Raw genomic sequence first — 20,687 nt, forward strand, 5'->3', positions numbered from 1 at the left:
AACAAAAATAAAGTGAGTTTTATTATGTCATACAAATATAACGGATCTATGATCCAAATAGCACATCCAGTGCAATCAATTTCGGTTAACAAACATCGTGTAATCTTTAGTGATACACAGGGTTTGAAAAATGCATTGTTTCAAAAAGCAAGTGATGCACGTCAATTTGTAAAATGGCTGAAAGCCAGCTAATTATTCATAAGTTAAACACTTATAAATAAATTTAAAATGCCAGCATAAAGCTGGCATTTTACTTTTTGGGATATTATTGACTACACTTAAACTCATGTTTAATTATTCGTTGTAGTGTAAATGCAGTTTTCGTGGTTAATACTATTCGTCTGTGTATTTTTGAGCACAACGTGTGATGCCAGAACAATAAAATGGTTAACACATGACTTTGCGCCCTATTACATTTTAAGCGGTCCGGATAAATCTCAGGGACGTGATGAAAGTATCATTTCGCTGTTAGAGCAACAACTCCCGCATATTAACTTTGAACGAGTCATTATCCCCTCTGGTAAAGTCATTCAGGAACTTGCAAACCAGCAATCTAATGCTTGTGCATTATCACTTTATAAAAACAAATACCGAGAAGAGCGTGTTTATTTCACGCATCAAAGCTCTACAGCAGGTCTTTCTCCCTCTATTGCCATGCATCAAAAGCTGAGTGCTGCGCTAGATATCGAAAGCAGTGAGTCGGTGTCATTAACTCATTTATTAGTGAAAAAACAACTCACCTTAGGTGTATCGATGAATCGCTCATACGGCAGCGAGATTGATAAAATAATTAATACCACACCTAATACAAACATCGTTATTAGACCCACTCGCGATACCCTGAGTACATTAACTTATATGCTTAATTTAGAGCGAATTGATATTTTGCTTGGTTATCCCAGTGAGCATTATTACTTAGCAAAAACGATGGGGTTTAGTGATAATTTAACGCAGCGTATGCTAACAGAAGCACCAAAAATTAGTTACGGTTATATTGGCTGCACTAAAAACGAGCAAGGCGCAGAAGATATTGCCACACTCAATCAGCAACTAAAAATGCTTAAACAAACTAATGAATATAAGCAGGTATTAACTCGGTGGCTGCCGAATGATTTAAAGCCAAAACTGACTCTACATTTACAGTAAAAAGCTAAGCGCGATCGCGCTTAGCTTTAACTATAAAACGGTATTATTGACGAATACCTTCAATAAATAACCCAATATCAACATGCGTTGACGCAGGGCCTAAGTCGTAATCAATACCATAGTCGGCCAACTTTAAGCTGGTTTCACCTTCAAAACCAACACGGTAACCACCCCATGGATCTTGACCTTCACCAATTTTATCTATTTCAAAGCTAATTGTCTTTGTAACACCATGAAGGGTAAACTCACCGGTTACTGTTGCTTCTTCACCGTCTTGATCAAACTTAATTGCAGTGCTTTTAAAGCTCGCCTGCGGGTATTTACTTACGTTTAAAAAATCATCACCGCGCAAATGTTTATCTCGTTCAGCATGGTTTGAATCCAGGCTCGCCGTATCAATATTTACACTGATTTGAGATGCGTTTGGGTTTTTAGCATCGTAGTTAAACTGTCCATCAAAGGTGTTAAAGCGCCCATGCAACCAGCTGTAACCTAAATGTTTAATTTTAAAATTAACAAAGGCATGTGCTCCTTTGGTATCAATAACATAATCTGCAGCGTTGGCATGGGTAGCCGTCATAAACATCGCTGCTGATAACGCTGAAGTTAATAATAACTTTTTCATTTTAAGCTTCCTTTTGTAATTTGATCATTCTGATTAATGTTTTATCTTTATCAATAAAATGGTGTTTTAACGCACCCAAAATATGCAGCACCACAAACCCTATCAGTAAGCATGCACTGTAATAATGGATCTGCCCTGCTATATCCGCCTGAGAATCAAAAGCAAAGTCGATGGCTTTCACATAAAACAAGCCAAACACTTCGATTGGTCGTCCATCAGCAGTAGAAATTAAATACCCAGACACCATAATGATCACTAAAAACAAATACATTAAAATATGTGCTGTTTGTGCCAGCTGGTTTAATTGTGTGTTGGTACCAATAGGGCTAGGTTTTACATTAAAACGACGCCATAACAGTCTAAAAACAAATACAGCGGCTAAACTTAGCCCTATGCTTTTATGTAAATCTAATGAGCCTTTGTACCAGCTATCGTAGTAAGTTAGCTCAACCATATATAAACCTAAACCAAACAAACCAAAGATGGTCAGCGCCATTAACCAGTGCAAAAGTATTGCCACCAGACCATAACCGGTTTTTGAATTTTTAATCATTGCTTATTGCCTATTGCCAATCTCTAATCTAGTTATAACACTACGATATAGTGGATCAGTGGCGATTAAAATAGCATATGCAAACACTCACCGTGCGTATACGCACAGAAAAGGCAGTAAATTTAGTATAATTGCAATAAATCTAAGGAAGGTTAACTTTCTGCTGACTCGTTAAGAGACACATATATTTGGCTATCAGACTCAACTTGCAAGCACGCAATTAAGCCCTCTTTGATTAGTTCTAACATGGCAATAAAACTAACAACAACTCCACTGCGGCCCTCTTCAAAGGTAAACAGTTGGGTAAACGCAACAGGTGCTTTTGCTTGGGATAGTGTGTGTAAAATTAAACTCATACGTTCACGAGTTGATAGGGTTTCTGCGCTAATTAAATGATGCTGAAATGTTTTAGCACGTGCCATTACGTCGCTTAGCGCTAACAATAGATCTTTGATTGCCAGTTCAGGTAAGGGATCTTTTTTTTCTTCTAACTCTGGGAAAGTTGCATTGGCGATAAATATATCGCGACCAACGCGGGGTAAAGTATCTATATTTTCGGCCGCTTTTTTAAATTGTTCATACTCTTGTAGACGTTTTATAAGTTCGGCGCGGGGATCTTCCTCTTCTTCTAATTCTTCATGCACTGGCAGTAACAGCCGCGACTTAATCTGCGCCAGCAATGCTGCCATTACAAGATATTCGCCAGCAAGTTCTAACTGAAACTCACTCATCATTTCTACATATTTTACATACTGCTCAGTAATGCTAAATATTGATAATTCGAGAACATCTAACTTGTGCTTTTTAATTAAATAAAGCAACAGATCTAACGGGCCTTCAAAAGTTTCTAAAATAACTTCAAGCGCATCAGGGGGAATATATAAATCTTCAGGCTTATCAACAACGGCTTTACCATGCAAAAATGCCAGTGGCAGCTTTTGCTGCACTGGCCTATCTGTAGGTATTAACGAAACCGTCTCAGGCTGTTTCATTGTTATTCAAATGGAGCCGTATCACCGCAGCCGACACGTAAAATTTGAATATCGTCTTCTGATAAATCAATTACCGTGGTTGCTTGCTCTGTGAGGTATCCGCCATGAATAATTAAATCGACATGCTTATCTAGACGATCCAAAATGTCATCGGGGTCCGCTTGCGTGTATTCATCACCCGGTAAAATAAGTGAGCATGACATTAATGGCTCACCCAATTCCGCAAGTAACGCACAAGCAATTGGGTGTTCAATAACACGAATACCTATGGTTTTTTTCTTATCGTTTAATAAGCGTTTAGGTACTTCTTTTGTGCCTTTAAAAATAAACGTATAAGGCCCCGGGGTATTATTTTTGATCAGCCTAAACATTTGGTTATCTACCCGAGCATAAGTAGAAAGCTCAGACAAATCGCGGCATACTAAAGTAAAATTATGGTGTTTTTCAATGCCGCGAATACGCTCTATGCGCTCTTTAGCTTGTTTGTTACCTAAATTACAGCCAATCGCATATCCCGAATCTGTTGGGTACACAACTACGCCGCCTTGCTTAATAATATCAACAGCTTGAGAGATTAGTCTAGGCTGTGGGTTATCCGGATGTATATGAAATAATTGACTCATAATGCAACTCCTTCGTGCTTTTCCCATGTTTGCCAAACCCCTTGGCAATCTTTAGGTAAGTATAAATTTTTTCCAAGTTCTAAATAACTAGTCGGAAAATGAAAATCAGAGCCTTGAGAGCAAAGCAAATCGTATTTTTGACTCAATAAGCCTAAAAACTGACGCTCACTCGGGGCCTGTTGGGGTTGGGCAACTTCCATTGCGTCACCGCCCACTGATTTAAATTCCACGAGTAGTTTACGCAACCATTTATTCGACATTTTGTAGCTACTTGGGTGCGCTAAAACAGCCACTCCACCGGCGGCATGAATCGCTTTAATTGCTGTTTGCATATCACACCAGTTACTCGGTACGTAACCGGTTTTTCCTCGTCCTAGATACTTTTTAAATACCCCAGGAAAGTTTTTAGCCACACCTCGCGCAATTAAGGCTCGGGCAAAGTGAGCGCGAGTAATTTGCGCATTTTCAGCCAGCTCGCGGGCTTGTTGATAAATACCTTCAAAGCCATTTTTAGTTAATCGGTGGCCTATTTCAATTGCACGGGTTTCGCGCTTTTGCTGTTGCTCGGTGAGTAATGTATGCAAAGTGCTATCATTGGTATCAATATTTAGCCCAACAATATGAATTTCAAAACTCTCCCATTTAGTTGATATTTCAACCCCATTAATCAGTTTAAGCGGCAAGTTTTCGCGTTTGATAAAAGCCTGCGCAGGCTCAATTGCCGCCACAGTGTCGTGGTCGGTAATGGCAAATACATCAATTTTTTTATCGACTGCTCGCGCTAATAATTCCTCAACCGTTAAGTGCCCGTCTGAGTGCGTTGTATGGCTATGTAAGTCGTATTTTATCAAATGGAAACTACTTTAATTAATGGTTTAAGGGTGTTTCACACAGTATAACAAGTTTTTTAACGAAATTGTTTTAAATAAACACTTGACACAAAAGCAGTTGATACGTTTTACTGTAGCCACTTTTAGACATTAAAGAATAAATAACAATGAAAAATACAATTCAAAACATCATTTGGTGGTGGCACTCTTAAAACAAAGGGTGATGAATTGTCGTGTCTAAACAAAAAATTCTAACCCGCTACCCATGCGGGTTTTTTTATCACTAAATTTTGCAATACAAGATTAACAGGAATTAAAAACATGAATAACGTAAACACTCTTACACATCATTGGTGGTGGCGCCTGGCATAGCGGGACGGTAATGGTCTATCTATAATTTAGACATCGTTATTCAAACCCCGCACTGCTTAGCATTGCGGGGTTTTATTTTTTTAGGGGATGAGGTTTGATTTTTAGTCATATAACAACAACACCAGGTGAAGTGACCAGCATAACGCAAGTAAGAGACTACATAAGTAGCCCACTTGCCTTGTATGCGGCACTTGATAAACCTAACTCACTATTGCTTGAATCTGCAGAGATAGATTCAAAAGATAGCGTAAAAAGCTTAATACTGGTTGATTGTGCATTACGTATTGTTTGCCAAGGCAACCAAGTGAGCATCAGTGCACAATCAAACAACGGCCAACAACTACTTAACTATTTGCAAGCTAATGTACAAAACTGCGCTTCACAGTTAACCGATACCACACTCACACTTGAGTATCACCCAGCCGATGACACCATTGACCAAGCTAGCAAACTGATTGCAGATAACGCTTTTAGTGCACTACGCACTTGTTTAAATAGTATTAAAAGCACCACTGACAATCCGTTCTCAGTGTTTTTAGGCGGCGTATTTGCCTACGACATGGTGGCTAACTTTGAACAACTAACCGATGTACCCGACGGTGAAAACACCTGTCCAGACTACGTATTTTATTTAGCAGAAACACTGGTTGTTATTGATCATCAAAAACAAACAACCGAGTTAATTGGCAATGTGTTTAATGGCCCAGATGTTCACGCAAACTGTTTTGAAGTGGGCAAACAATTAGAACGCCTAAATACATTGTGCGACCACGCCGCAGATTTTAGTGCCCCAAGTCAAACGGGTGATTGCCCTGTAAATGTTGATATTAGTGATGAGCAATACTGCCAGCAAGTGATTAAGCTTAAACAACACATAGTTGATGGCGATATCTTTCAAGTGGTGCCCTCTCGCACTTTCTCATTGCCGTGCCCTGACTCATTACATGCTTATAGCCAGCTTAAAAAGCAAAACCCAAGCCCGTACATGTTTTACATGCGTGATGAGGATTTCTCATTATTTGGCGCTTCTCCAGAGTCTGCGCTTAAGTATGAGGTTAAGTCTCAACAAGTTGAGGTTTATCCGATTGCAGGTACTCGTCCACGGGGTAAGTTTGCAAATGGACAAATTAACCCCGATTTAGATAGCCGTATTGAACTTGAGCTCAGAAACGATCAAAAAGAACGTGCCGAGCACTTAATGCTGGTTGATTTAGCACGTAACGACGTTGCTCGTATTAGCGTGCCTGGTACTCGCCATGCCAAAGAGCTATTAAAAGTAGACCGCTATTCACAAGTAATGCATTTAGTATCACGCGTAGTTGGAACATTAAAACCAGAACTAGATGCCCTGCATGCTTATCAAGCCTGTATGAACATGGGTACCTTAGTGGGTGCACCCAAAGTACGTGCGGCAGAATTAGTGCGTAAAACAGAAGGCAAACGTCGCGGTAGCTATGGTGGCGCGGTTGGTTATTTAACTGGTGACGGTGCCATGGACAGCTGTATTGTTATTCGTGCCGCCTTTGTTAAAAATAATATTGCTTATGTGCAGGCCGGTGCTGGGGTTGTATTTGATTCAGACCCAATGTCAGAGGCAAACGAAACGCGCGCTAAAGCCCAAGCGGTGATCACCGCAATTAAATCGACGTATAAGGCAGTATAAAATGAGTGAAGCACACCCTATTAAAATTTACTTTTTAGATAACTTTGACTCATTTAGCTACAACCTTGTCGATGAGCTAACAATGCTTGGGGCTGAGCTAGTGGTTTACCGAAACAACATTAGCGCAGAGGTCATATTCGAAAAAATGCAGGCAGAGCGTGGACAAGTACTGCTGGTATTATCACCAGGTCCTGGTGCGCCTAGCGATGCAGGCTGCCTTATGGAGTTAATTAACCTGTGTAAGGGTCAATTTCCAATGCTTGGTATTTGTTTAGGTCAACAAGCGCTAACACAAAGTTATGGCGGAGTAATCGGTCATGCTGGTGAAACCGTACATGGTAAGTCATCAATCATAGAATTAAATGATCACCCTGTATTTTACGGCATGGGTAGCACTATGCCGGTGGCACGTTATCACTCATTAATGGCAACAAAAGTACCTGATAACTTAGCTGTTATTGCCAAGTATCAAGATATACCAATGGCTATTTATCATCATCAAGACAATGCACTGGGCTATCAATTCCACCCAGAGTCAATTTTAACGCCCAATGGCGCAATGCTACTGCAACAAAGCGTTGCTTATTTAACACGTGCCAAATAAAAGGAACATTATGACTAATCAATTACACAGCCCGCTTAATGTTCAACACGCTATTGAGCATATTATTGCAAAGCAGTCACTTAGTTACGCACAAGCAAAAGAGCTGTTTGACCAAATTATGCAAGGCAATATGAGCGATATTGAACTCTCTGCGCTGCTTATTGGCCTTAAAATGAAAGGTGAAGTAAGCGATGAGATTGCCGGTGCGGCCGCTTCAATGCGTGAAAATGCCGTTCCCTTTATCACTAATAAAACGCAACTTGCTGATAGTTGCGGTACTGGTGGCGATGGTTCAAACACTATAAATATTAGTACCACCGCCGCGATTGTAGCGGCAGCAGCTGGTATTAATATGGTAAAACATGGCAATCGCAGCGTGTCGAGTAATTCAGGGTCTGCTGACTTGCTCAAAGCACTGGGGATCAATATCGATATGACCCCAGAGGTCGCTGCCCGTTGTTTAGAGAGCACAAGTTTTACCTTTTTATTTGCACCGCACTACCACAGTGGTGTGCGTCATGCGATGAACGTGCGTACCAGTTTAAAAACCCGAACTATTTTTAATATTCTTGGGCCACTGGCTAATCCAGCCGCTCCTGAGGTGCAATTACTGGGCGTGTACGATGAGTCTTTATGCATGCCTATGGCACAAACGCTTAATACTCTAGGCACTAAACGCGCTATGATAGTACACGGCTCTGGTACTGACGAAATCGCCTTACATGGCTCAACACAGGTTGTAGAGCTTAATAATGGCAAAATCACCCAGTACACACTCAACCCAAGTGATTTTGACCTTGCAAACTATTCACTTGAACAATTAGCCGGTGAAGGCCCACAATACAATGCAAACGCCAGCCTTGCTATTTTACAAGGTAAAGGCACTGAGGCACACAACGCTGCTATTGTTGTTAATGTAGCCGCATTGCTGTACTTAACCGGCCAAGCACAATCGTTAAAACAAGGTGCGCAAATCACACACTCTTTATTACGTTCAGGCAAGGCCATGGACACACTAAATGCAATTATTGAGGTAAGTCATGGCTAATGTATTAGATAAAATTATTGCTGATAAAAAAATAGAACTCATTGAGCGTAAGGCGGTGCGGCCGCTGGAGAGCTTTAAACATCAAGCCAAACCAACAGAGCGTAGTTTTTACAAAGCTCTGGCAGCGCCAGGCACACAGTTTATTTTAGAATGCAAAAAAGCATCGCCCTCTAAGGGGTTGATTCGTCAGCCATTTGATTTAACAGAAATCACCCAAGCGTATAAGCAATATGCCACTTGTATGAGTGTACTAACTGACGAAAAGTACTTTCAAGGCAGTTTTGATTACCTTGAATTTGTGCGCAGCCAAGTAGAACAGCCGCTTATTTGTAAAGACTTTTTTATTGATGAGTACCAAGTTTATATGGCACGTATATATGGCGGCGACGCTATTTTACTGATGCTATCAGTGCTTGACGATCAGCAATATAAAGCACTGCATGCCGTGGCCGACTCGTTAAATATGTCAGTATTAACTGAGGTAAGTAACGAAGCAGAAGTGCACCGTGCGCTGGCACTTGATGCGCAAATAATTGGCATCAATAATCGCGATTTGCGAGACTTAAGCACCGACTTAGCCACTACAGAACGACTACGTAAGCTTATTCCTAGTAATAAAGTGGTTATTTCTGAGTCAGGTATTTACACCCATCAAGATGTAAAACGCTTAGCCCCTTTATGCAATGGCTTTTTAATTGGCAGCTCATTAATGGCTGAAGCTGATTTATTACAAGCATGCCGCCGCGTAATATTAGGCGAGAACAAAGTGTGCGGCTTAACCCGTAATCAAGACGCTATGGCAGCCTATAACAATGGCGCTGTGTATGGCGGGCTGATTTTTTACCCTAAATCCCCCCGCTTTGTCGATTTAGATTGCGCCAAAGAAATCAGCCAAAGTGCGCCTTTAAAATTTGTCGGTGTATTTGTTAATGCCGCTATATCTGACGTGGCTGAACACGTTAAACAACTTAAATTATCAGCCGTTCAATTACATGGCCAAGAAGATGAACAATACATTGCGTCGTTACGTAATGAATTACCACGTAATTGTGAAATTTGGAAAGCACAGGCGATAAAAGATGTTTTACCACAACCTGTTGCAGGCGCAGATCGCCATTTATACGACACCCACAGTGATTCACAGGCTGGCGGCACAGGCAAAACATTCGATTGGTCAGTGCTTCGCGATGCTACGACCCCCTTTATGCTTGCTGGCGGCTTAAACCCAGACAATATTAGCGATGCACTTTTTCAAGGTGCTCTTGGACTTGATTTAAATTCAGGTGTTGAAGAGTCTCCAGGGAAAAAGTGTGCAAACAAACTACATCATGCTTTTACAAGTATCAGAAATTATTGAGGTTAAAATGCAAAATCCAGCTTATTTTGGCGAGTTTGGCGGTATGTTTGTACCGGAACTGCTTGTCCCTGCGCTTAAGCAGTTAGAAAACGAATTTAATAAAGCACAAAAAGATCCTGAGTTTCAGGCAGAGCTAAGTAAATTACTTAACGAGTATGCGGGTCGCCCTACGCCGCTTACGCTAACGCGTAACTTAGTTAAAAACCCAAAAGTAAAACTGTACTTAAAGCGTGAAGATTTACTACACGGTGGTGCGCACAAAACAAACCAAGTATTAGGCCAAGCACTGCTTACCAAACGCATGGGTAAAAAAGAAGTCATAGCAGAAACCGGCGCCGGCCAACATGGTGTAGCCACTGCACTTGCCTGTGCATTGCTTGGCTTAAAATGCCGTATTTACATGGGTGCAAAAGATGTTGAACGCCAGCAGCCAAACGTATTTAGAATGAAACTCATGGGCGCTGAAGTTATTCCAGTAACGGCAGGCTCGGGCACATTAAAAGATGCGGTTAATGAAGCATTACGTGACTGGTCAGCAAATTATCAAGACGCTCATTACCTTTTAGGTACAGCCGCGGGTCCTCACCCATTCCCGACTATTGTACGTGAATATCAAAAAATAATTGGTGAAGAAGCAAAACAACAAGTACTTAAAGCCGAAGGCCGTTTGCCTGATGCGGTTATTGCGTGTGTAGGCGGTGGGTCAAACGCCATTGGTATGTTTACCGATTTTATTGATGAGCCAAGCGTTAAGCTTATTGGCGTTGAACCTGCAGGTAAAGGGTTAGACACGCACGAGCATGGCGCAACCATCTGTAAGGGAACAAAAGGTATTTTGCACGGTACTTACACTTATATTATGCAAAATACAGATGGTCAAATTGAAGAGTCTTACTCTGTATCGGCGGGACTAGATTACCCTGCTGTAGGGCCACAACATGCCTTTTTACACGAAACGGGCCGTGCTCAATATGTAGGTATTACCGACACCAAAGCACTTGATGCCTTTCAAGCATTGGCTAAACACGAAGGGATTATTCCTGCGCTTGAATCAAGTCATGCGCTAGCCTACGCCCTCGAATATGCAGAAGAGCAAACGCAGGACAGTATTATTGTTATTAATTTAAGTGGTCGTGGCGATAAAGATTTAGCCCACGTACACAAGGTATTATCAGAGGAAGGTCAACTATGAGCCAAGTAAAAACTGACCGTTACGGAAAAATGTTTGCCGCGCTTAAAGAGCAACACCAGGGTGCTTTCGTACCGTTTGTAACCATTGGCGATCCAGGTAAAGCGCAAAGCATCGAAATTATTAAAAGCTTAATCGATGGCGGCGCTGACGGACTGGAATTGGGTATTCCGTTTTCAGATCCGATTGCCGACGGCCCTGTTATTCAACAGGCCAATATTCGTGCTTTAGATGTACACATTAATACACAAGATTGTTTTGATATTATTAAAGAAATACGCCAGTACAATGCCGATATTCCAATTGGCTTATTGTTGTATTCAAACTTAATATTTAAACGTGGCTTAGAAAAATTTTACACTGATGCAAAAGCAGTAGGCGTTGACTCTATTTTGGTGGCTGATGTGCCATTGCACGAGTCGAAAATGTTTAGAAAAGCCGCCATGGCCAATGGTATAGACCCAATTTTTATCGCCACGCCGAACGCCAGTGACGATACGCTACGTGAGTGTGCATCGTACGGTCGCGGCTATACCTACTTACTGTCTCGTGCAGGGGTAACAGGCACCGATACTAAAGCACAAATGCCTGCAACCCATGTGGTTACACGCCTGCAAGAGTACCACAGTGCGCCTGCATTATTAGGTTTTGGTATTTCAACACCTGATGATGTAAAAGCCGCGCTTAAAGCCGGTGCTGCGGGGGCAATTTCAGGCTCTGCAGTCGTAAAAATCATTGAAGCAAACTTAAATGATTTAGACGCGATGACATCACAGCTAAAAACATTTGTAAGCGAGATGAAAGCCGCAACAGCGCTTTAATCAACGATTTTTTAACCACTAAAAAAGGGCATGTAACATGCCCTTTTTTTGTAGCGCTAACTTAATGCGCTTGATGCTTACCTTCAAGGATCTCTTCAATAAATTTAGCATTAAACGCGTCTAAATCTGCAGGGCTGCGGCTAGTCACTAAGCCTTGATCAACACAAACCTCTTGGTCAACCCAGTTAGCACCCGCATTAATTAAATCGCTTTTAATACTAGGATACGAAGTAACCTTTTTGTCTCTGAGCTTATTAATTTCAGCGAGTAACCACGGCGCATGACATATAGCGGCAACGGGTTTGTTTTTCTTTGCCCCAAAAAAGCCGTTTACAAATGCCTTAGCGTCCGAGTCTTGGCGTAAGCTATCGGGGTTAAACAAACCACCAGGTAGTAAAAGCGCATCGTAATCGGCGGCATTTGCATTGGCTGCTAATTTATCAACAGCAACTTTTTCACCCCACTTGTCTTCATCCCATGCGGTGATCTGCCCTTCTTTAATAGAAACAACCTCTATATCGGCGCCCGCCTCAAGTAATGCAGCCTGTGGCGAGAGTAACTCGCTTTGCTCAAATCCATCGGCGGCTAAAATGGCAATTTTCTTACCTTGTAAACGATTACTGTTATGTAAGTTACTCATTAAATACTCCTTATTTCATTCAATACATAACTGTATTTGCATATCACATACCAAATATAACACGCTGAATATAATAAGTTTTTATAAAAATGAATAAGCAAGCAATGTAAATTATTTACACTGATTGCAGATACTACAGACAAAGGTAATAAAGCAAAGAGCCTGTAAGCTAAATGTTGGCTTTTAGGGGAGAAGCGAACTTACAGGCATTAAAATTTTAAATTAAAGACGCTCTTTTAGCGCTTTTGCTGGTTTAAATACGGCTTTATTAGCCCCTTGTATTTCAATCGTTTCACCAGTTTGTGGATTACGACCAGTACGCGCTGGGTAATAGCTTAGTGCAAAAGTGCCAAAGCCTGATATTTGTACCTGATCGCCTTCAGACAATGACTTTGTAATCACTTTTTGTAAGCTGGTTAACGCAGCTTGTGCGTCTTTTTTTGTTAATTCACTCGCATCCGCAATGGCTGCAACCAGTTCTGCTTTATTCATTTTTTGCTCCTAAATACACGCCTAGGCTTAAACCCATTAGAGTGGCAATACAATGATGTAAAAATAAAAGCAGGCAGGCTAAGGGTTGCAAGGGGGTAAGTCAACCTTAACCGAGGGCTAAGAGCCTTAGTAAGAGTCAGTGGGTTTAAATATAATCAGCTTGGCTGTTTTATGGTCATAAAGATGACTTAATCGTTTGCTAGGGTGAGATAAAAATCACCGTGAGCAAACGTGAACGCTAATCAATATCGCTGGTTTGAATTTGCCTTTATTTTTATTATTCTGCCTTTAATTGGCTTTAATATTCGCCAATATTTATCTAACTGGCTTATTCCGGCACTGATCATCCTCATGAGTGTGTGTTGTATGTTGCTACTAAACGACACTCACTTTAAACGTTTTAGATTAACTAGCTTGGGGCAGTTTTCTGCTGTGAAGCGCCGTATGTTTAGCTTTTTCTTTATTGGCGCGTTATTTTCGGGGGTATTTTACAACTTACTTTACCAAGGACACTGGTTTACTTTACCTCGAGAAAACCTCGCCGACTGGCTGATGCTATTACTGCTCTACCCTTTATTGTCGGTGATCCCGCAAGAATTAATATTTAGAACCTACTTTTTTCATCGTTATAAACGCATTATGCCCAGTAAATGGCTACGCATTATTGTCAGTGCGAGTGTATTTGCACTGGCACATATTGTTTACGCTAATTGGGTTGCAGTAAGTTTATCGTTTATAGGCGGGTTACTATTTGCTTATACCTACGCACAAAGCCGCTCAACCTTTGCCTGTGTTCTTGAGCACAGTTTATGGGGCATATGGATGTTTACCCTAGGAATGGGTGACTATTTAGACTCTGGTGCACTGAATTAACGAAAAGCAATAAAAAAGCCGCGACAAGCGCGGCTTAATAAATTTAGCTTAAATTAATTTAACTTAAAAACCAAAAATACTGATATCAAAAAACTTCGTCGCAACGGTATTTACAAAAATGATTAATAATATCGCTGGAATAAAGGTTTGCAGTGAAAAGTTAACGTACTTTTCCATAAAGCTATTAGCATAATTAGGAGAGCCCTGTCTTAGCTCTTCACTTAAGCGAACTTTTTTCCATTTATACATTACAAACAAACACACCATTAAACCATTTAAAGGCAATATTGTGTCGTAGAATACGTCATAAACAACATCAAAAAAGCTCTTATTACCACTACCGTAGCTAGTAAAAGTAGTTAGGCTGTCAATCATACCAAACGACATAATACACAAAATAGTTAATATACCAGTTGATAAAGTAAGTATGCCCAACGCTTTTTTACGGCTAATGCCTTTACGGTCGCTTAGTGTTGCAGTTGGTACTTCAACAATAGATACCAATGATGTGATCGCAGCAAAAAATACCAATAAGAAGAAAATAAATGCCACGGCTGATGCGCCAAGGTAACCAATATCATTTTGTAGCGCTAATAAGATTTTTGGAAGATAGACAAAAATCATTGAAACTGACGAGTCAGATAACTTAGCCGGATCGGTATTTGGGTCAAAGCTAAAAATAGCCGGTAACACCATTAAGCCTGCTACAAACGCAACCAGTGAGTCGGTAATAGCGACCATTTTAGCACTGCCTACAATGTCATCTTTTTTCGAAATATAAGAGGCATAGGTAATTAAAATACCCATACCTAACGACAATGAGAAAAACGCTTGGCTCAGTGCACCGTTAAGCACGCTGGCATTCATTTTACTAAAATCAGGAATAATGTAGTACTTAACACCCGCCATTGCGTTATCAAGGGTGAGTACATAACCCACCAGTATAATTAGCATGACAAACAAAGCAGGCATTAAAAATTTAGCCGCTTTTTCTATGCCGTCTTTTACACCACCGACCAAAATAAGGTTAACAATAACCACAACCAGTGCCATATAACCAAACACGGTGTAGCTATTTATAAACTCACCAAAATGCCCAGGGTTTGCCAGCATATCTAAATTACCCAGTGCGGTTTGGCTTAAGTAACCAAAAATCCACACCGTGATCACCATATAAAAAACAGCAATCATAAATGGCGTTAATACTGCTAAAAAGCCAGCAAACTTCCATTTTTTGTCGTTATTAGCTAATACCTTGTATGCACCAAGCGGGTCTTTTTGTGCATGACGACCCATGGCCATTTCGGCCATCATTACAGGTAAACAAATGAATGCGACGAACAAAGCATAGACGAGCAAAAATGCACCACCGCCATTCTTAGTCGCAGAAACTGGAAAGCCTACTAAGTTACCAATACCCACAGCAGAACCTGCCGCTGCCAATATAAATCCTAAGCGGGAGCTAAAGTGCTCTCTATTTTCACTCATGTAATAACCTTGTTATTATTTATCTTATCCAAGGGACTCTACCAGTGTTACGCAACGCTTTTCAAGCAATTACCGTGTAAAAAAACATTCTTGCTGTAAACATCACCATAAACACTTTTAATTCACCATTTATCAACGCTATGCTAGTATGCAGTTAATTAAATTTAACAAGTTTTGAGAGTATTTTTATGTTGTATATGATTTATTCAACAGACGTCCAAAATAGTTTAGAGCACCGTAAAGCGGCACGCCCAGCTCATTTAGCGCGCTTACAAATCCTAGAAGACGAAGGCCGACTATTAACCGCAGGCCCTCTTCCGGCCATTGATAGTGAAGACCCGCAAGACGCAGGTTTTACGGGTTCTTTAGTGATTGCTCAATTTAATTCTTTAGAAGACGCCAGAGAATGGGCCGCAGATGATCCCTATGTTGCCGGTGGCGTATATGAAAATTCTATCGTTAAACCATTTAAAAAAGTGTTCCCTGCTTAATTAAACTGTGACCCCTGTTTAACTGCAACCAGTAATTCAGGGTTTGTTCACTCATTTTTAATTAAACTTTGCCTTATAAAAACTTAAATACACGTCGTGGTATTAAAGTTTTAGTGGCTTAGTTTCTGAGCTAAGCAGGTCTGTTCTAGGAGTTTCGCAATGCGTGTATTATTAATACTCAACTTAATCGCGGTAATGTGTTTGGCTAATTTTGCCCATGCAAACAATACCAAAAGCAAAGCCGATAAAGTTGAGGTAAGCAAAAAGAAAGCAGTAATACTTGCAAAGCAAACTACAGACGGTACAACGTTAAAAATTTCTGAAGAAACACTTTTTTTTACTGTACGAATCTTAAAAGCTGACGGCCACGTCGTCGATTTGAAAATAAACAAGAAAACTGGCGAAGTGAAAAAGGATTAACCAATGCGAATTTTAGTAATAGAAGATGATTTACATTTGGCAGACAACCTGCGCAATGCATTAGAAAAAGAGCGTTACAGCGTTGATTTATGTCACGATGGTGAGGCTGGCCTTTTTCACATCACTGAATACCCTTTAGACATGGCTGTAGTTGATTTAGGCCTACCTAAAATAGACGGTATTGAGCTAATAAATAAAGCACGTGCCCAAGGGATAACTATCCCTATTTTGATCTTAACCGCGCGCGATCGCTGGCAAGACAAAGTAGAAGGCCTAGATGCCGGTGCCGATGACTACCTAACTAAGCCGTTTCATGTGGAAGAGCTAATTGCTCGCTGTAATGCGCTTATTCGTCGCAGTGCAGGTAAAGCAAACCCTGAAATGACAGCAGGCCCTATTAAAATTCATACCCGTTCACAACAAGTATGGGTAAACGACAAAGAGCTGAGCTTAACCGCGTATGAGTACAAAGTACTTGAATACTTAATGGTTAATCCACAAAAAGTAATTTCAAAGTCTGAGCTTACAGAGCATATTTACGATCAAGACTTCGACCTTGATTCGAACGTTATTGAAGTGTTTGTACTACGTTTGCGTAAAAAACTCGACCCAGATGGCGTGCTTAACCCAGTGGAAACATTACGCGGACGTGGTTACAGGCTTAAAAGCCAGTGGTAGCACCGCAAATTTCGTTAAAAATAAGGCAAGGTTTTATCCTTGTCTTTGTTTTGTTAGTCGCCCTACCCATTTTGTTTTACTCTATAGGTAAGGCATATTATGCGTCACTTGTTGATGCCACCGAAAAAAACCTCGAAGCACACCTGTATTCACTTATTTCCGAAGTTGATTTTACCGAGCGCGGTATTATTATGCCCAGCTCTATATTAACCCCCGAACTCAACAATTTAAACTCAGACACCTACGCCATGATATACCGTGACGACGTGCCTATTTGGCATTCTGAGTCGGCGGTTAACGTTAACTTTGTTCCCCAATATATAGAGCCCAAAGCAGGCGCCGCCGACTTTAGACGTGTGGTGTATAACAACACCGCCTATTGGCAGTTAAGTTTGACGGTAATACTTAATAATATTGACCAATCAGAGCAAGCTCGCTTTATTTTATTAAAACGTAACGACGCCCTACTGCGTTTAATGGACGGCTTTAAACAAACCTTAGTCGATTGGATGTTTATAATGGGGATTGCCATTGCAGGTTTAATGGCCATTGGTTTTATTTGGAGTGCACGACCTCTGCAGCGCCTAGATAAAGAAATAAAAGCCATTGAATCAGGCGATATTCAAGAAATTAAAGGCTTATACCCCGTTGAACTGCAAACGATTAAAGCCGACCTAAATTTACTGTTAGAGTCGCAGCAACGTCAAAAAGAACGATACCGCGCCTCTCTTAGCGATTTAGCCCATGCACTTAAAACGCCGTTAGCTGTTTTAAAATCAAGCCCACTCGCTAACGATGCAGATGCACAAGAACAACTCGACAGAATTAATGTGATGATCGAGCACCAATTAAAACGTGCCGCCACGGGTGCTTCCGATACATGGAAAAAGCAAACCCCTATCAAACCAGTTATCGATTCTATCTTAAGCGCAATGAGTAAAGTATACCGCGATAAAGACATTATATTTAATTGCCAAATGAGCGATAAAGATTACTTTTTAGGTGATAAAACCGATTTAATGGAGTTATTAGGCAACTTAATAGATAATGCCTGTAAAGCCTGTCGCTCCCAAGTCAGTATTAACGTTTCACAAGCTAAAACGCTCAGTATAAGTATTTGTGATGACGGCCCGGGCATTAAGCCAGATAAACGCGAATCATTGTTACAACGCGGTACGCGCCTAGATACCTACGAAAGCGGCCACGGTGTTGGTATGGCTATTGTATCTGACTTGGTTAAGTCATATCACGGGCTGTTAACTATATCTCAGTCGCAACGTTTAGGCGGTGCAAAATTTATTCTCGAGTTTAATTACCATGAAAAAAAATAACTACATCCTTTTTTTTAGCTTAAGCCTTTTATTTTTATGGGCGCAGCAAAGTATGGCTGCAGTGCAAGAGTGTACATTGCAAAACAATGCCCTACCCGAGCAAATTAAAGATTACACACAATGTTTAGATGCCAAATTAAATAAAGTGCAACAGCAACAAGACAGCTGGATCCAAAAGCGCACCTTTGAACTGGCCGAATTAGAAAGTGAAACCGGTAATACCGTCATTTTGTCACTGTTTAAACAAAGTCTTAACGCCAAAGATAAGTACATTCAAAAAAGTTGCCAGTGGCGTTATATGTTAAAACAGCCTAATTCACCAGAAGCTGTAGTAACTTATAAAGAGTGTGAAATAGCAATGATAGAGCAATTCATTCAGCAGCTTAAAATGGGGCTTTAACAAGTTCAAAAGTAAGCGACATGTATTCTGGCTTGATATTTTAAAGGTTAGTTTATTAGTGTTTTGGGAAATGCAGCCTTAAAGGCTGCATTTTTACATCCTTATTATTTCTATCGTGCAACATGGCTAAGTGTACAATTAGCATTGCGCTCTAAATGCTCAAAATGTGCAGCTGCATGACCACCTGATTTATGCGCTCGAACGGGTTGGTGGCACTCTGGGCACCTAAAATTTGGTCTTGATGATGAGTTATCCCTTAGACTAATAGCTTCTTCGATTGAAATAATCTGTTCGTTTAGAGTGGCTGATGTCATTGTTGCCATTTTCTGCTCCTTAGTTAGGTAAATATAACACTGCGCTCAGCTTACTAAAATACTGGGCCAAAATGTATAGCAGATCGAACCCTAACCCACTTTTTTAGTTACGTCTAAGTAAATTATTATAAGTTTTTATCTGATTTTATGGTAAGCATGACTGTTTTCACTGCAGGTTTGATAAACTGGACTTCCCAGCTTTCACTAGACAGTTTTTAACTCAGAATTTACGTCATACGGAGAGGCGTACCAAGTCAACCTAAACACACGCTGAATAGTATCTTCGGAAGCAATAGGCTTTCCTTTTTGATAGAAAATTCTGTACCCGTCATTATTTTCTATATTATCTTTGAGGAAATTGTGGACTTCCCATAGTTTAGTATTATGCGCCATCCGCACATATCTATACCAGCGCTACGTTTAATTTTTCTACTAGATATAGTTTTAACAAATTAGCTAACATATTACTATCATTAAGTTTTTATTATTTTAAAGCGTAATTAATTAACACTCTGTTCCCGCTTCGCTCATTTTCCTGAATATAGAGGCGTACTCAGATTATTCACTTAGTCCATAAAACGTTTTGACAAAACTGCACAAAAACCACAAACTACCTACCAGTAGATTGACTTAGCTAAAGTGATTTTAAAATGCATAAACCTGTGGTTATTATTGGTGGTGGCTTAGCTGGCTTATATGCTGCTTACAGCCTTAAAAAACGTAACATTCCGTTTTTATTATTAGAGGCCAAAGCCAGTTTAGGTGGCAGAATTGCGTCTCATTATTTACCGACCAACAACACCATTGGCCACGATTTAGGCCCTACCTGGATATTTCCGCATCAGCCTAATATTCAACAGTTAGTTGCCGCTTTAAACATCCCTGTGTTTGAGCAATACACCCAAGGCGATGTGTTATACCAAGCATCACACACAGTGCCTGCCCAGCAAGTTGCAGGGGCTGGCGAAATGCAGTTATTTAGAATACAAAACGGTATGGACGAGCTTATTGATGCGCTTTATCATCAGCTTGAGCCAAACACCGTTAAATTAGAGCACGCTGTTAGCGAAGTAAAAAAGCTCTCCGATGGCTGGCATATAAGCGCTAATTACCAAGGGAGTACGCAATACTATACTTGCGATCAGTTACTGTTGGCGTTACCCCCTAGAATGATCAGCCAACATTTAACCCCGCATTTATGGGCTAATAATGTTTTAGCACAGCGTTTAGCGTCGGTGCCTACGTGGATGGCAGGCCAAGCAAAGTTTGTTGCCACCTTTGAACACGCCTTTTGGCGAGATAAAAATTTATCGGGGCAATGTTTTAGCCGTGTAGGCCCATTGGTAGAAGTTCATGATGCGTCAGCCAGTGAGCATTCTCACTCTGCTTTGTTTGGCTTTATTGGCGTGCCTTACTTGCAGCGCAGTAAAGTAACTCGCGAGCAATTAACCCAAGCTTGCCTTGATCAGCTCAGCTATTTTTACGGTGAGCAAGCCTATACAGCGAAAAGCTGCATTATAAAAGATTGGGCTGAGGATGAATTTGTTGCCAACAAAGATGACCAAATAGGTGTATCGCAGCATCCTGAATTCAATTTTTCAGGGCTTAGCGAGCAGCTTAAACAGTTACAAGTGCATTTTGTGGGGAGTGAGTTTGCACAGCAAGAAGCAGGATATTTAGAGGGATCTATAAATGCTGTAGATAGCGCTTTAGCTAATTTAATAGTTGCTTAGCTTT

The 20,687-nt window shown here is 40.7% G+C and carries 24 protein-coding genes; 15 read left to right on the plus strand and 9 right to left on the minus strand.

The window, feature by feature from the left end; translation table 11 throughout:
- Nucleotides 1–24: 24 nt before the first annotated feature.
- The gene (locus B1F84_RS17940) at nt 25–192 is read left to right on the plus strand and encodes a hypothetical protein (protein ID WP_007375427.1); all 168 of its coding nucleotides are present in this window, start codon (nt 25–27) and stop codon (nt 190–192) included.
- 120 nt (nt 193–312) lie between these two features.
- On the plus strand, nt 313–1,146 hold the full coding sequence (locus B1F84_RS08160; RefSeq protein WP_131691120.1) for a TIGR02285 family protein: 834 nt from the start codon (nt 313–315) through the stop codon (nt 1,144–1,146).
- 43 nt (nt 1,147–1,189) lie between these two features.
- Here B1F84_RS08160 and B1F84_RS08165 read toward each other — a convergent pair whose 3' ends face one another.
- The 5 genes from B1F84_RS08165 to B1F84_RS08185 form a co-directional block, all read right to left on the minus strand.
- Nucleotides 1,190–1,771, minus strand: coding sequence for a YceI family protein (locus B1F84_RS08165; protein ID WP_131691121.1), 582 nt, complete (start codon nt 1,769–1,771; stop codon nt 1,190–1,192).
- Nucleotide 1,772: 1 nt separating this feature from the next.
- Complete coding sequence (locus tag B1F84_RS08170; protein ID WP_131691122.1) at nt 1,773–2,324, minus strand: cytochrome b; 552 nt, start codon at nt 2,322–2,324, stop codon at nt 1,773–1,775.
- 152 nt (nt 2,325–2,476) lie between these two features.
- Complete coding sequence (locus tag B1F84_RS08175) at nt 2,477–3,316, minus strand: ScpA family protein (protein ID WP_131691123.1); 840 nt, start codon at nt 3,314–3,316, stop codon at nt 2,477–2,479.
- Between the two features lie 2 nt (nt 3,317–3,318).
- Nucleotides 3,319–3,939 carry an L-threonylcarbamoyladenylate synthase gene (locus B1F84_RS08180; RefSeq protein WP_010390225.1) on the minus strand — a complete coding sequence of 207 codons (621 nt, stop codon included), beginning with the start codon at nt 3,937–3,939 and terminating at the stop codon, nt 3,319–3,321.
- Complete coding sequence (locus B1F84_RS08185; RefSeq protein WP_131691124.1) at nt 3,936–4,790, minus strand: PHP domain-containing protein; 855 nt, start codon at nt 4,788–4,790, stop codon at nt 3,936–3,938. Before B1F84_RS08185 ends, B1F84_RS08180 begins: the two co-directional genes overlap by 4 nt.
- A 445-nt stretch (nt 4,791–5,235) precedes the next feature.
- On the opposite strand from B1F84_RS08185, the gene B1F84_RS08190 reads away from it, so the two are divergent.
- Genes B1F84_RS08190 through trpA form a run of 6 tightly spaced genes read left to right on the plus strand, consistent with a single transcriptional unit; the run spans nt 5,236 to nt 11,823 of the window.
- Nucleotides 5,236–6,804, plus strand: coding sequence for an anthranilate synthase component 1 (locus B1F84_RS08190; protein ID WP_131691125.1), 1,569 nt, complete (start codon nt 5,236–5,238; stop codon nt 6,802–6,804).
- 1 nt (nt 6,805) lies between these two features.
- Nucleotides 6,806–7,408, plus strand: a complete 603-nt coding sequence (locus B1F84_RS08195) for an aminodeoxychorismate/anthranilate synthase component II (protein WP_131691126.1) — start codon at nt 6,806–6,808, stop codon at nt 7,406–7,408.
- 10 nt (nt 7,409–7,418) lie between these two features.
- On the plus strand, nt 7,419–8,456 hold the full coding sequence (trpD, locus tag B1F84_RS08200; RefSeq protein WP_131691127.1) for an anthranilate phosphoribosyltransferase: 1,038 nt from the start codon (nt 7,419–7,421) through the stop codon (nt 8,454–8,456).
- Nucleotides 8,449–9,813, plus strand: a complete 1,365-nt coding sequence (gene trpCF, locus B1F84_RS08205; RefSeq protein ID WP_131691128.1) for a bifunctional indole-3-glycerol-phosphate synthase TrpC/phosphoribosylanthranilate isomerase TrpF — start codon at nt 8,449–8,451, stop codon at nt 9,811–9,813. The genes trpD and trpCF overlap by 8 nt, the downstream gene beginning before the upstream one ends.
- 7 nt (nt 9,814–9,820) lie before the next feature.
- Nucleotides 9,821–11,005 (plus strand): tryptophan synthase subunit beta, encoded by a 1,185-nt coding sequence (gene trpB / locus B1F84_RS08210; protein WP_076918693.1) that lies wholly within the window; start codon nt 9,821–9,823, stop codon nt 11,003–11,005.
- Nucleotides 11,002–11,823 carry a tryptophan synthase subunit alpha gene (gene trpA, locus B1F84_RS08215; protein ID WP_131691129.1) on the plus strand — a complete coding sequence of 274 codons (822 nt, stop codon included), beginning with the start codon at nt 11,002–11,004 and terminating at the stop codon, nt 11,821–11,823. Before trpB ends, trpA begins: the two co-directional genes overlap by 4 nt.
- A gap of 61 nt (nt 11,824–11,884) precedes the next feature.
- Here the strand turns inward: trpA and B1F84_RS08220 are convergent, their stop codons facing one another.
- On the minus strand, nt 11,885–12,463 hold the full coding sequence (locus tag B1F84_RS08220; RefSeq protein ID WP_131691130.1) for a type 1 glutamine amidotransferase domain-containing protein: 579 nt from the start codon (nt 12,461–12,463) through the stop codon (nt 11,885–11,887).
- 222 nt (nt 12,464–12,685) lie between these two features.
- The gene (locus B1F84_RS08225; RefSeq protein WP_131691131.1) at nt 12,686–12,955 is read right to left on the minus strand and encodes an HU family DNA-binding protein; all 270 of its coding nucleotides are present in this window, start codon (nt 12,953–12,955) and stop codon (nt 12,686–12,688) included.
- A 231-nt stretch (nt 12,956–13,186) separates the two neighbouring features.
- Between B1F84_RS08225 and B1F84_RS08230 the strand changes: the two genes are divergently transcribed.
- Nucleotides 13,187–13,828, plus strand: coding sequence for a CPBP family intramembrane glutamic endopeptidase (locus tag B1F84_RS08230; RefSeq protein ID WP_131691132.1), 642 nt, complete (start codon nt 13,187–13,189; stop codon nt 13,826–13,828).
- A gap of 63 nt (nt 13,829–13,891) precedes the next feature.
- On the opposite strand, the gene B1F84_RS08235 is transcribed toward B1F84_RS08230, so the two are convergent.
- On the minus strand, nt 13,892–15,316 hold the full coding sequence (locus B1F84_RS08235) for a sodium-dependent transporter (protein WP_131691133.1): 1,425 nt from the start codon (nt 15,314–15,316) through the stop codon (nt 13,892–13,894).
- Nucleotides 15,317–15,504: 188 nt separating this feature from the next.
- Between B1F84_RS08235 and B1F84_RS08240 the strand changes: the two genes are divergently transcribed.
- The 5 genes from B1F84_RS08240 (at nt 15,505) to B1F84_RS08260 (ending at nt 18,636) form a co-directional block, all read left to right on the plus strand.
- Nucleotides 15,505–15,807 (plus strand): YciI family protein, encoded by a 303-nt coding sequence (locus B1F84_RS08240; protein ID WP_076918598.1) that lies wholly within the window; start codon nt 15,505–15,507, stop codon nt 15,805–15,807.
- Nucleotides 15,808–15,966: 159 nt separating this feature from the next.
- Nucleotides 15,967–16,227, plus strand: coding sequence for a PepSY domain-containing protein (locus B1F84_RS08245; RefSeq protein ID WP_008109182.1), 261 nt, complete (start codon nt 15,967–15,969; stop codon nt 16,225–16,227).
- A 3-nt stretch (nt 16,228–16,230) separates the two neighbouring features.
- Nucleotides 16,231–16,905, plus strand: a complete 675-nt coding sequence (locus tag B1F84_RS08250; protein ID WP_008109187.1) for a response regulator transcription factor — start codon at nt 16,231–16,233, stop codon at nt 16,903–16,905.
- The gene (locus B1F84_RS08255; RefSeq protein ID WP_131691134.1) at nt 16,899–18,236 is read left to right on the plus strand and encodes an ATP-binding protein; all 1,338 of its coding nucleotides are present in this window, start codon (nt 16,899–16,901) and stop codon (nt 18,234–18,236) included. Before B1F84_RS08250 ends, B1F84_RS08255 begins: the two co-directional genes overlap by 7 nt.
- Before the next feature lie 52 nt (nt 18,237–18,288).
- Nucleotides 18,289–18,636 carry a hypothetical protein gene (locus B1F84_RS08260; protein WP_240701991.1) on the plus strand — a complete coding sequence of 116 codons (348 nt, stop codon included), beginning with the start codon at nt 18,289–18,291 and terminating at the stop codon, nt 18,634–18,636.
- A gap of 110 nt (nt 18,637–18,746) precedes the next feature.
- On the opposite strand, the gene B1F84_RS08265 is transcribed toward B1F84_RS08260, so the two are convergent.
- Nucleotides 18,747–18,959 carry a hypothetical protein gene (locus B1F84_RS08265; protein ID WP_075169129.1) on the minus strand — a complete coding sequence of 71 codons (213 nt, stop codon included), beginning with the start codon at nt 18,957–18,959 and terminating at the stop codon, nt 18,747–18,749.
- Between the two features lie 641 nt (nt 18,960–19,600).
- Here B1F84_RS08265 and B1F84_RS08275 point away from each other — a divergent pair.
- A complete protein-coding gene (locus B1F84_RS08275) occupies nt 19,601–20,683 on the plus strand; it encodes an FAD-dependent oxidoreductase (protein WP_131691137.1) in 1,083 nt (360 codons plus the stop codon).
- The last annotated feature ends 4 nt before the right edge of the window (nt 20,684–20,687 follow it).

The sequence above is a fragment of the Pseudoalteromonas sp. DL-6 genome, from assembly GCF_004328665.1.
Taxonomy (GTDB): Bacteria; Pseudomonadota; Gammaproteobacteria; order Enterobacterales; family Alteromonadaceae; genus Pseudoalteromonas.